The 13244-nt window shown below is 41.8% G+C and carries 7 protein-coding genes; 1 reads left to right on the forward strand and 6 read right to left on the reverse strand.

Translation table 11 applies throughout. From position 1 onward, the window contains the following. Positions 1–569 precede the first annotated feature (569 nt). On the forward strand, positions 570–2225 hold the full coding sequence (locus tag FKQ60_RS04065) for a reverse transcriptase domain-containing protein (protein WP_025503338.1): 1656 nt from the start codon (positions 570–572) through the stop codon (positions 2223–2225). Positions 2226–2281: 56 nt separating this feature from the next. Here the strand turns inward: FKQ60_RS04065 and FKQ60_RS04070 are convergent, their stop codons facing one another. From FKQ60_RS04070 to FKQ60_RS04095, 6 genes are all read right to left on the reverse strand, one after another. After that, positions 2282–5344, reverse strand: coding sequence for an HsdR family type I site-specific deoxyribonuclease (locus FKQ60_RS04070; protein ID WP_025503339.1), 3063 nt, complete (start codon positions 5342–5344; stop codon positions 2282–2284). Between the two features lie 10 nt (positions 5345–5354). After that, positions 5355–6497 (reverse strand): restriction endonuclease subunit S, encoded by a 1143-nt coding sequence (locus tag FKQ60_RS04075; protein WP_170906043.1) that lies wholly within the window; start codon positions 6495–6497, stop codon positions 5355–5357. Then, complete coding sequence (locus FKQ60_RS04080; RefSeq protein WP_025503343.1) at positions 6490–7974, reverse strand: class I SAM-dependent DNA methyltransferase; 1485 nt, start codon at positions 7972–7974, stop codon at positions 6490–6492. Before FKQ60_RS04080 ends, FKQ60_RS04075 begins: the two co-directional genes overlap by 8 nt. Next, on the reverse strand, positions 7971–9470 hold the full coding sequence (locus FKQ60_RS04085) for a class I SAM-dependent DNA methyltransferase (RefSeq protein ID WP_099611394.1): 1500 nt from the start codon (positions 9468–9470) through the stop codon (positions 7971–7973). The genes FKQ60_RS04080 and FKQ60_RS04085 overlap by 4 nt, the downstream gene beginning before the upstream one ends. Next, complete coding sequence (locus FKQ60_RS04090; RefSeq protein WP_099611395.1) at positions 9467–9643, reverse strand: helix-turn-helix domain-containing protein; 177 nt, start codon at positions 9641–9643, stop codon at positions 9467–9469. The genes FKQ60_RS04085 and FKQ60_RS04090 overlap by 4 nt, the downstream gene beginning before the upstream one ends. A 233-nt stretch (positions 9644–9876) precedes the next feature. Further along, positions 9877–13236, reverse strand: a complete 3360-nt coding sequence (locus FKQ60_RS04095) for an ATP-binding protein (protein ID WP_170906044.1) — start codon at positions 13234–13236, stop codon at positions 9877–9879. Positions 13237–13244 lie beyond the last annotated feature (8 nt).

Consider the following 13244-nt stretch of genomic DNA (forward strand, 5'->3'; position numbering starts at 1 on the left):
TTGCTTATCGCAGTATCTTAGGATACTGAACTTAAGGTGGGCAAGCTCGCTTGCATCGACGCTTAAGGAGACAGTTAATGTCAAGTCTCACTTCGTGTGACTTGCCATTAAGAGATTCAACCAGAAGAAGGCTAACCAATACTTTGAGGCTAAGTGTAATCACTACGCTGACTTGGAGGGACAGGCTGAATTCTATAACTGTTTGTAATGTATCGATAGTGATGCTCATATCTAATGTGAGTCCTATTGTTAGTATTATGTTCAGAAGAATCTTAACTGTTACTAGTTTAAATACTTCTATGTATTTATAATTATACTGGAATAATGACTTAATATTCGGCCCCAGGAATGAACTTAACCCCTGGGTGGATGCGGTAGTCTGTGCTTAGGGTAACTTTATTGATTACTTAAGACGCATTCCCCTATGCATGCCATAGGGATGTAACACCGTCACTGGACTGGAGAGCATACGAAAGGCGACTGTATGATAACTGACTATAGTCGATACTTAGTATTGTCACATTTGATATGAGATTTCCGAAACCTCGCTCTCCAGTTTCGTCACTCCTATGAAAAAATCACATATACAACTAGCTTGGAAAGGTAGATTTTCTGAATGCAGTGGCAACCCAAGGGGCAAGCACAGATCCAACTATCTACACTTTGATGTAAAGCCTGAACTTACAACTGCTTGCAAGAAAATTTTTAAACCTTCCTATATTAAGAAGCATTCCTTTTGGCCTTTTATTTTCTACAAAGCTAAGGCTGAGAAGATTAAGTTACTCTCTGATCTTTTATCAAAACATGATCTAACCTTACCTCCTAGTCTGAGTAATAAAAATAACCTACCTAAAAATATAAAAGACATTATTAATTCAGACCCAGAAATATCTAAAGCTTTAATATCAACAAAAGGTAATCCGCATAAATATGCAACTTGGAAATTGAGGCCAATATGCTATGCCAGCCATTTTGATAGCTTGATATATTCTTACTACTCAGAGTTACTTAGCTATAACTACGAAAAGCTACTTGCTGCTAAAAAACTTGATGAAAATGTCCTTGCCTTTAGAAAGTCCCAATCTAGATCTAAAGCATGTAACATTGATCATAGTTATAAAGCATTTAAAGACATTAAAAATAGTGAAAAGTGTGTCGTTCTAGCATTTGACGTTAGTAGTTTTTTCGATATTCTCGATCATGAGATATTAAAAAACAAATGGCTACAAGTATTACAGCAATCATCAAATATCGACAGGCTTCCTGCTGATCACTTTAACGTTTATCAATCAATAACCTCATATTCATATGTCGACAGAGATGAAGTTTATGATTGCTTTAAGATATCTAAAAACAACCCTAAAAACGTCTCTCGAAACATAATAAAAGAGATGGCGTATAACTCCCTACCTGAAACGAAACGTCCTATAACAAAAAATAATCGTCGAATTAGACTCTGTTCAGCTGAGAGCTTTAGAACACTCGTCAAGACCAAAGAACTTATAATAAAGAAAAACCGTGAAAGCCAAGGGATCCCACAAGGATCACCGATGAGTGGGCTACTTTCAAATATTTACATGATTGATTTTGACATCAAACTAAAAAATTATGCTGAATCTTTAAACGGAAAATACTATCGTTACTGTGATGATTTACTTTGTATTTTACCAATTAACGAGCACATAGAAATCATACAAACGGCGTCAAACCTTGAAAATTTTGTATATGATTTAGCCTATGAATTCAAACTTGATGTTAATAAAAAGAAGACCGAAAAATATGCTTTCATGCCTGATAACATCCTTCAAGCAAAGTATCCCAACAAAACAGAAAAAAATAGGGAGAAGTTAACAACAAGAATCGCATGTGCAAGGATAGCAGGAACAGACCTTATCTATTCTCGGTTACAATATCTCGGTTTTAAGTTTGACGGGGAAAACGTAACCATTCGCTCTTCTTCTATATCTAGATACCAGAAAAAACTGAAACGAGGGATAAAGTATCATCTCCAACTAAAAAGAAAGTATGACCCAACAGGCTCACTTAAACGCCAAAAATTACGTGAACTATACAGCCATGTCGGAGAAAGTAATTTCCCTACTTATGCTTATCGTTCAGCAAAAGTAATGAAGTCTCCAGCGATTAGAAAGCAATTAAGCAGACACCAAAAAGAAATAAACTTTCAAATAAAGACTATTTCTAAAAGAATTAAAATAGATCCATAACACTACACTTTCTCCTAGCGCTCAGGTGAGCGCTAAGTATCACTTCAGCTAATTAATCAATAGTGCTTTTCTATGTAGCCATACGCCTTGGCGAACAGTTCTTTATCTTTCCCTAAACCAAACTGCGCAAGCGTTAGCAGTAATGCCTTCTGAATCTCTCTTGGCCCACTATTGGATGACTGCCACCCTTCAAAGCGCGTAGAGCGGACAATCATATCAATCTGTTCGACAACATCGCCGATTAGCTTAGGGGTGCTTTCGGGGCGAGTTTCTAAGAACAGTTTGGTTAGTGCTTGTTTATTATCTTCTTGGGTTACTGGTGAGTCGCCCGTTTCACGCTCCGCTTGCACCGTATCTTTGGCAGTATCAAGCAATCCTTTTAACCAGTCGATTGCTTTGATTACACCTGCTTCATAATCTTGGCGTAATTTCTCTAAGCGCTCACCGAGAGCGATGAACTTCGGATTGCCACTACCACGTAGGCGGCCCATTAGATCGATTTCTAACTGGCTTGCGCGCTTTTCTTGTTCTTTCTCAGTCAACGTGAAGATAGCGTGCTCATCCATAACCAACTCATCAATATCATCACGAATGCGATTAATATCAGTATGTTCATGAATCATCTTAATGGTTTCTGGGCCTAGCGCAGCCCATACAAGTGAGCCTGTTTGCCCTACAGGGCGGACAGATTCATAGATTTGTACCAGCCACTTATAATCAGCTCTGAAAGGCGTAAGAAAAGCGTCTGGGTTAATCGCAGACCATAACTTAGCTAACACTCCGAAAGAAGCTGCAAACTCATCACGCTTCTCGTTGGTCGGTAAGCAAGCTTGCGCTGCCATAATCCCTTCAAAGCCGTCGATGGTTCTGTCGACGTTAGGGAAGAAGCTTAAACACTTATCTAGCTGAGCTGGCAGTAGCTCTTTAAAGGCCTCGATACCTTCTACAACACCGTCGATTTCTTCAGGATCATATGCGAGTGCGGTACGTAGATTTTCAAACACGCCAAGATAGTCAATGATGAGGCCCATTTGCTTGCTAACATTGTCCGTCTCGTACAAACGGTTAGTACGGCACATTGCCTGCAACAAGGTATGGTCACGTAATGGCTTATCTAGGTACATGCAGTAACAGATAGGTGCATCAAAACCAGTTAACAGTTTTGCGGTCACAATCAGCAATTGAAGTGGTTGTTTAGGATCTTTGTAATCCTCAATCAAGCTCTTCTGCTTTTGGTCATTTCCATCAATCTCTTGCCAGCGTTCAAAGTCTGACTCGAGGATAGGAAGCTCAAGGTCTTGCTTCCATTTACGCCAGTCCTTGTTAACCTTACCTTTCTTACTTGCGTCTTCATCTTTGATCGGTGCTTGGTCGACGTTCATGACCACTTCTACCGCATCAAAACCTAGTTTTTTACCAAGTAAGTAATACATCTGCACACAAGCGTCTCGGTCATAGACCACAACCATGCCTTTCATCTGCTTTGGCTTTACATGGCTTACAAAGTGGTTGGCAATATCTTCACTTACCGCCGCCATGCGCTTTGGCGCCTTCAACATAATCGCTAAGCGGCCAGCACGTTTTGACAATGCCATTTTCTCGTCATCGTCTAGGTCGTTGTCTTTGACCATTTGTTCAAAGGCTTCATCAATTGCGGCACGATCCACACGAAGCTCGGCCAAACGAGGCTCAAACTTCACTGCATTTGTCGCTTTATCTCGTATGGATTGCTTATAGCTGTAGCGGTTCATATAACGCCCTTCATCCTCTTCGGCACCAAAGAGTTTGAAGGTATTACGGTCAATACCAGAAATCGGCGTACCTGTTAAGCCATAGAAGTGAGCATGAGGTAGCGCCCAGCGCATTTTGTCGCCAAGAGATCCCTCTTGAGTGCGGTGCGCTTCATCCACCAGCACAATAATGTTGTCACGACTGTTTAGGCCGTTTTCATTGCTCTCATCAATTTCGACGTCTTTAAATTTGAAGACGGTGGTGATTAAAATGCCACGACTATCCTGTTCTATATGCTCGCCAAGCTTTTTACAGCTTTGTACTTTGATGAGGTTTTTTACATCGGCCCCACCGAAGGTTTCATTAATTTGGCTATCGAGATCTCGGCGGTCAACCACAATCAGCACGGTTGGATTTTTCAACTTATTATCCGCACGAAGCATGCGAGCAGCATAAAGCATCAGCAGTGACTTACCTGAACCTTGGAAGTGCCAGATAAGCCCTTTTTTCGGATAGCCTTTTTTTACACGCTCAACAATTTGCTTTGCGGCTTCAAATTGAGGGTAACGCGGTAAGATTTTAATGCGTTTAGGTGGGGTGTCTTTGCCTGTTTTCACAGTAGAGAACAGCGCGAAAGACTCAAGCATTTGTAGCAAGGTTTCTGGGTTCAATAAGCCTTCACAACTATCAAGCACCGTGGCTAAGCTAGCTGGAATCTCATCTCGCTGATCGGTTTTATGCCAAGGTCCCCAGTCTTTCACTCGTGCATTAATTGCACCGTAAGCAAAGGTGCGACCTTCAGAAGCAAAGCACAGAAGATTTGGCACAAAGAAAGGCTCAACATTTTTCCAGTAGTGCTTTTGGCCGCCCATAAAATCAGCAGCACCATCTTGCCAAGTGACACTTGGACGAGTAGCGGATTTTACTTCCCCCACCACCAGCGGAATACCGTTTACATAGAGAACGATATCGAAAAACGCCTCTGTCGCGGCAATGAAGTGAACCTGTTGAGAAACAACAAAGTGGTTGTTTTCAGGGGTATCAAAGTCAATTAGCTTGATAGTGATATGGTCGCCGTTCTCACCAAACGGTAGGCTTTTCTCTGCCATTAACCATTCATGAAAATTTTCGTTGGCTTTGACTAAACCAGTATGCTTAGCTTCCAACATCAAGCCACGAAGTTTGTAGATAACCTCATCAGCATAATCAGGATTGTTACCAATATCAGGATTTAACGAACAAAGCGCGTCTTTAAGCCAAGTATCAACGAAGATATCGTGTGTTTGCTTGGGTAAGCTCTCACCATGGCAGTAATTCCACTTCACTCCGCTTAAGCCTTGTAAACGGTCAATAATTCCATTTTCAGTGACGGTTTGTTCGTTAAACATTTTAAGCTCCTTAGATGCTACTCTTTAGCGCATCTACCATCTTCTTTCTTTTCGCAGCATTTTCTTCATTCTTAGAAGCTAATTTGACAACTTCATTAACACTATTAGCAATTGTTTCTTGCATAGTAATAGAAGGTAAGTCAATGAGCATTTCTTTCAGGGCTTTTACGTTAAAATGTTGCTGAGCTAAACCTCCAGCCCCCTCCAATATCTGGCCTTTTCCTAAAGGACTGTTTATATACGCACTTAGATATTCAGGATTTACCAAAGTTGTATTTGGTCTGATAATAAGAATGTCAACACAGTTAGCAACTTCTAAGCTTTCAGGAATAACACTTGCTGTACCTGGGTAACCTGTCCTAACAACAACCACATCACCAGGATGAACTTGTGACTTCTTGTTAGCTTCATGTCCTTCTTGAGTTATGTAAACTAGATTATCTAATGAGATGCGCCCACGCTTGACGTTCTGAGACCTCAATGCTGGAATACCATTTTCACAGTAAAGATCAGCCGGCTTATTTACGATTCCAACAGTTATTTGCTCGCAAATATCAGAAAGCTTAGTTTTTTTAATCTGTTCAGCGGGCAAAGTTCGAACTGCATCTAACAGAATTAAATCTTCTAACCTTTCTGCGTTGTTAGCAACATAAGTTGAACAATCATTAGACTCTTCAATTTTATGAAAAATTGCCAATAATGAACTTTGGTCATCTAAATTTGGTAACTGAAATTCTAAGTCAATTAACGATTTAAACTTTGTTCGAGGAGAAAGCGAGCCTGCTGATGTTAGTGAAGCTTTAGACCACATTTTTTCACTTTGAACAAGGTGAGGCAGTAACCCTTCTACTAACTTATCGCCACTTGCTTCCATAACAATAATGTCACTGGAACAAATCCCATCAAACTCTGCAATAGCAGCTTTCTTTAAATAAGGCCGACGTTTACCAAAAAGAATATGCCCCTTTTTAAACACTCGGGTAAAGCTAGGTGAATCATCAGCAATCATCCCCCAACGTTTTATTTTTAACGAACCAGAATCTAAGTGTTCAAGGCCAATGTAACGCTCGTAACCATCACCAATCGGGTCTTTAGTCGTTAACTTTACCTCTTTACAGATATCGCCGAATTTTACAGTTTGCTTATCAGTCATCGTTCTTTACCTCGTAACCTAACTTCGCGAGGCTATTAAATAGTTTGTTAGTTTGCTTCTTAAGTTGTACTCGGCTCATTTTCCATGACTCAATAGCATGTTCGATATCATGTACTTCCTCACTAACCTTAGCTTTCACGTAAAGTGGAATAGATAAGTTGTATTGGTTTTCACTAATAGTATCCAAATCAACCAACGCGGTAATGTCACTTTGATTGTCTGGTTTGAAATAAGCTTCACAAAGCACATCTAAATCATCATCAGATAAGCGGCTGTGGGCACGCTCGCGGGTTACATGTTCTACACCATTGATAAAGAGAATCTTGTTTTTGCGCTCAGCAGGCTTATTGCAATTAAGCACGACCACACACGATTCCATTGGCGAGTTGTAGAACAGATTTGGTCCAAGCCCTATCACCGCTTCAATGATGTCAGACTCAATCACCTGCTTGCGGATCGCTTGCTCAGAATCGCGGAACAGCACCCCATGAGGCCAAAGCATGGCTGCACGGCCCGTATCGGGTTTTAAGCTTTTGATGATATGGGTATAGAAGCCATAATCCGCACAACCTTGTGGTGGCACACCGTACATATTGCGCCCATACGGGTCAGCCGCAAACTTTTCACGGTTCCACTTTTTGATGGAGTACGGCGGGTTAGCGAAAATAACATCAAACTGTTTGAGTTGGTCGTTCTCGATAAACTTAGGATCGCCTAAGGTATCACCACGCATAACATCAAACTCTTCAATGTCATGCAGGAACATGTTCATACGTGCGATTGCGGACGTTAGCAAGTTTACTTCTTGGCCGTACAAGTGAACGCCACGCCACTCTTCACCTTGCGAGCGTAAATCCATCACAGCATTAAGCAGCATACCGCCCGTACCACAGGTTGGGTCATACGCACTCTCACCCGGCTTAAGCTTCATGATACGAGTCATCAAATGCACAACGGTACGGTTGGTATAGAACTCGGCTGCAGTATGGCCTGAGTCATCGGCAAACTTTTTGATCAAGTACTCGTAGGCCTCACCTAAGTCATCTTGAGCAACAGACTTAATACCTAACGGGATTTTACTGAAATGCTGAATAAGGTCTGATAGCAAGTGATCTGGCAAACGCTCTTTGTTGGTCCACTGCGCATCACCAAATACACCGTGCAAACGCTCGTTCTTTGCTTCGATCAAACGCAAAGCATTTTGAATCGCTTCACCAATGTCTTTGCTAGTGTTGCGAACTTTCTCCCAGCTTGCTTCTTCTGGAATATCGAAACGGTGGTACATCGGCATAGCCGCATATTCAGCATCACCTTCGTGCAGCTCTAGCGCTTCGTTATACTCTTCTAGATATACATCCGATAGACGCTTAAAGAACAGCAGTGGGAATACGTACTGCTTGTAATCAGACGCATCAATTTGGCCACGCAGGAACTCGGCAGCACCCCACAGTAGCTCTTCTAGTTTGTTTTTATTCATAGCTCAAAGCCCTCTTTGAGTAATAAGGCTTCTAACTCTTGTTCAGCGGCCTCTAAGGCTGCTAATTTTTGCTGGAAATCTTTCAATGCTTCTTCAACGGTAATGGTTTCTTCTTCGAGCGGCTTTTGTACATAACGAGCGATGTTCAAGTTGAAATCGTTCTCTTCAATCTCGCTATGTGGCACCCAACGTGCGACACCTTCAATGTCGTCTGCTTTAGGGCCTTTGGTACGCATCTTCTGATAGATGTCGTAAATCTCATCAGCTTGAGGCTCTGACAAGGTGTTTTGCGCTCTGCCTTTAGTAAAGATCTCTTCCGCATTAACAATCAGAACATGGTCTTTATGCTCTTCTGGTCTTGCTTTGCGCAACACAAGAATACAAGCAGGGATGCCTGTACCGTAGAACAGGTTTGATGCCACACCGATTACCGCCACGATGCGATTCTCTTTTAATAGCTTGGTTCTAATTTTACCTTCTGCACCACCACGGAAAAGCACACCATGTGGCAGCACTACCGCCATTCGCCCTTCATCGTTCAATGAAGCAAACATATGCTGAACCCAAGCAAAATCTCCGTTCGTTTTTGGTGCTAAGCCAAAGCTTGCACGGCCATAAGGATCACTTGTCCAATAATCATGTCCCCACTCTTTTAAGCTGAATGGTGGGTTAGCGATTACGCAGTCAAAGTTTTCTAGTTGGTCATTTTTCAAAAACTTAGGATCACGAAGTGTATCACCACGAACGATTTCAAAATCTTCTTGTCCGTGTAGGAACAAGTTCATTCGAGCAATCGCTTCGGTGGTCAGGTTCTTCTCTTGACCTTTGATTTTAAGTAGACGTGGGTCACCACCGTTCTCTTTAACATGGTGGATGGTTTCAAGCAGCATACCGCCTGTACCACAAGCTGGGTCATAAACACTTTCATTAGCTTGTGGGTCTAGAATATTCACCATAAGACGAACAATAGTACGCGGTGTGTAGAACTCACCTGCTTTCTTGTTTGCTTTATCAGCAAAGCGCTTGATGAGGTATTCGTAAGCACGACCCATATCATCATTACGCACACTCGATACGCCAAGGTTAACCTTGTTGAAATGGTTGAGTAGTGTCGATAACAGTTCGTCTGATAGACGTTCTTTGTTGGTCCAGCTCGCATCACCAAAAATGCCATGCAGCTGTGGGTTTTCTAGCTCAATGCCACGGAATGAATCTTTTAGAGCTTGGCCGATGTCTTTGGTTTCTGCAAACACATCTTTCCAGTGGCAACCTGCTGGAATTTGAATGCGGTGAAACATATCGCCTTTTGCAAGCTCTTCATCACCCACTTGCTCCATTGCATCTTCAAACTCTTCATCGTAAACATCACAGATACGCTTAAAGAACAAGATTGGGAAGATGTAGGTTTTATAGTCTGAAGCGTCAATTGGTCCCGTTATGATGTGGGCCGCATGCCAAAGGTGCGCTTCTAAGTCTTTGAGATTAATTAATGTCATTGCTTGCTCTTATTCTCTTCTATCCACGCTTCAAGGTCTTCACGTTTGAAACGCCAAGAACCGCCGACTTTGAAACCAGGAAGCTTTCCTTCGATTGCTAATCTATATGCTGTTTTTTCGGCCAACTTTAGGTAAGCAGCCACCTCTTTCAAGGTTAAAATTTGGTCTACCATTCAGAGTGTTATCTCATGTTGGTTTTATTCATCAGAATTAATGGTGAGAGAATATGGGAAAATTGGGGAATCGGCAATGTGAGATAACTCAATACAAGACTGAGTGCATAGAAAAACTACGAATCTCCACCAGTGAAAGCTGGTGGAGATTCGTTTCATAGTTATCAATGCAGTGATAGCTTCCAAACTATATTGATAATTCAGCAACTCGTAAGTGTAGAACTATTACTAACCTAAACAGGCAATGGGTCTTTGTGTTTCGTTGTACTATCGCTCTGCGAATAGTCTTTCAGACTAAAATGATTCAACTTACTGTATGTTTTATCAAAATAGCGCTTGTCGGACCAAACCTGAATATCGCCGATGACATACAAGTGTTTTTTGGCTCGGGTAACCGCTACGTTCAACAAATTTGGTTTTGAAGAGGCCCAAGTCGCCCCGCCACTGTTTCTTGTGTCACAACCAAGTACCAAAATGACGGTATCGTTCTCCTTGCCTTGGAAGGTATGAACAGTCCCCACGTTGTGTTTCAAAAAGTTATTAAAGTCCTTCCCTTTCCAATTCGAGTTACTCAACAGCTCAGACTTGCTACGCCTTAGATCTTCTTTTAACTCTTTTTTTACCGCTTTAAACGGTGTTAACAGGTAGATGCTGTTTAAGTCACCATTGTGCGCTGCTAATTCGAGTAAAAGAGCCTTAACATCTTCACCCAACTCACGTTTGTACTGTTTGAGTACACAGTCTCCTTGTGAATCATTCCATCGATTGTATCCTAAGGCCTTATGAGTTCTTGGCTCAACATCTTTATTGTTGTCAGAGCCATGTATCATTCGATTGTTATAAGCTATTTCATTCGAAATGCTAAACATTGGTTCTATACATCGGCGATGTACCCATAACGGTATACCTACCCATTGATTTTCACCATCCATATCTATCATACAGCCATATGGATTAACGCGATCGGCTAACGTCTGAACTGACCACTTACAAGGGTCCCACTTCTCGGATTCCTCTTGCAATTTAGATTGCATTAGGTAGTCAATAAGCTCTGGTGGGGAAGTAAACACTGGTTCGATTTGCAGAGGATCTCCAACAACCACAGCCCGCTTAGCACGAAGCAACCCACCAACCGCTGCTTGGGGTATTGCTTGCCCGGCCTCATCAATCATGAGCCAACCTAGAGATTCTGGGGGCAGCTTAGAAAACATATTTCCCAATGAAGCAAAAGTCGTCGAAACCACGGGGACAAACATAAACAGTATCTGCCAAATCGCCAGTGCATTTTCGCTACTCTTGCCTAACACAACATCATTGATTTTTCTTATCTTTGATAGAAAGGCACTCTGCTTACTGACCTCTATCAACCAAGCCTCGTGAAGCTCTAACGCTGCCGCGTAAATGTCAGACCGTAATTCATTGATAGTTGCGTGCTGCCAGCAAGCATGCCTCTGCCTGTCATGATCCTCGATATCATCAGTAATTTCAGGTAAATGATACTCTTTAAACTCCGTTCTATAGGCACCTAACTCATCTAGAAGCGTCCTCTTCTCTAGATCTTTAGAGGCGATATCAGCCCGCTGCTGCGAAATTTTCTTTGCACACCCTTTTATCTCGATTTTTTTGGCTTCAACATCACCAACAATTAACCGGATAGCTTTTTTGACACTTTTGAACTCACTAAGCTTTTGGGATAGTGAGGCCTTATATTGTTTATTTTTCTTAGTGTTAAAGAACCGACTGAACCAACCAGGTGAGTTAACCTTCAGTAACTCAAGGGAAATTGAAACTTCCTCTTCCCTTTTCACTTCAGCATTTCTCGTTGAGTTAAGGGCATCTAGCTCTACAGAGAGTGAATGAGCATAGTTTTCAAGCTCATTTAGCGCTAGGTTCATTCTATGTAAATAAACATCAAATTGATGTTCATCGAAAGCATTTTGCAGGCTATCAAAATAGTCTAATTTGTCATTCAATTCATGAAAACGAGATAGCTTCTCGTTAAAAGCTTTTTTGACCGTGTTAAAAGAAGGTCCTGTATAAGTTGAACGGTACTGCCAAAAATTCAAGAAGTCTAAAGACGGTTCTCTAACCGCTGGCTCCTTGTGTTTTTCATAGTGGTACTTAAAGAAAAAGCGATCGAGAAATCGTTGCCTCTTTTTATAAGCCCCCATGGCAGCAGAGATATTTCCCCAGCTCTGCATTTTGTCGTTCAAGGGTTGTAAACGACCTTTTTTTTCATCAGCACTAATTTGATTGGCAACAGAACGAAAGAAACTGGTATTAGCGTATCTGTCAGCTATCGACTTGGCTTGAGGAAGCTCTTTTGAGATATTTTCAACGGCAGCATTGTTTGATGACGCCACGACCATTTCAAAATCAGTAAGTTCTTGAACAAGAAATCCTTCTGGATTTAAACCATCGCTAGCTTTCGAAAAAGAAGCCAAAACTTTTGCTCTTTCAACGATGTTCTGCGCAATTATGTCCCGTAATAAGGTCGTTTTACCTGTGCCAGGAGGACCATTAACTGAGATTACACCACCTGTTTTTAGCTCCTTGAATACGGTATTGATAGCGAACTGCTGCATTAAGGACATGTTATGCGCGGGTTCTGTCAGCCACCGTCCTTCTGGTGTTTCTTTAGGGTTCAAGTGCTTATGGATCAACGGTATCGAATCGTTTGTATACAGGTCGATATGCTTATGACTGGATTGTCCAAGATAGGTTTGAAGAGGCTTGCTGGCTCTGCCAGTAGAAATCGCACTAATGGCACGCTCTATATCTCGAATGTAAAAGCTGTTTAGAATAGGTAACTGAGATTCGTTATCGCTAGGGTCATCTTCATTATCGTCTTCAGCTTCTTCTGACTTGCTTTTGTCCTCCAAAAGGTTATCTGACTTTGCTTCATACTCAAAAAAAGCCATCTGAAACGGATAAACCGTTGAGTGTTCTGAAAGCAACAGCTCCTGATTGGAAATACCAGCCCATTGGTAAAGCCCCTCAACCAAGCTCATTAGGCTTCTCACACAAAGAGTATACCTTCCCTCTGAGCTAGGGTGGTTAGGCAAAGTTGCTTCCCAGCGATCTATAAACTCGTTCAGAGCGTCACAACGACTATCAAATCGCTCCTGAGATATACTCCCTGCCCTTCCCCCTAGTAACTCTGCTAAAGCCCACGGTAGCGTGCTTACCGAAAAGGTATCCAACCGAGGGCTACCAAACTCATCCAACATCAATTTAGCAAAGCAAGATGCTCCCTCATTATCTCTTCTTTGCTCTATTTCTTCAGAGACACAATCCTCCTGGCTGTGGGTAGAAAAGTACTCCGCAACTTTTTTATCTATCGCCGATTTATCGAATAATCCCAGATATAGGGTATAAGTACACTTTTTGCCCGGAGTAAGACCGAGCGAATCACGAGCCGCGGGATCTAGCCACGGAAGTAGATGGTTACCACATGACTTCAACTCATGGCACGAAACATTTACTGGTGCAATTTTACTGTCGTCTTTATCTGGTACTGAGTAGGCTTGAAAAAACTCCACTAAATGCCAGGATTTCAATATATTTATCGAGTCTTCTTTTCTACTATCCACGAATTAAC

It is taken from the genome of Vibrio sp. A11 (assembly GCF_013048705.1).
GTDB lineage: Bacteria > Pseudomonadota > Gammaproteobacteria > Enterobacterales > Vibrionaceae > Vibrio > Vibrio metschnikovii.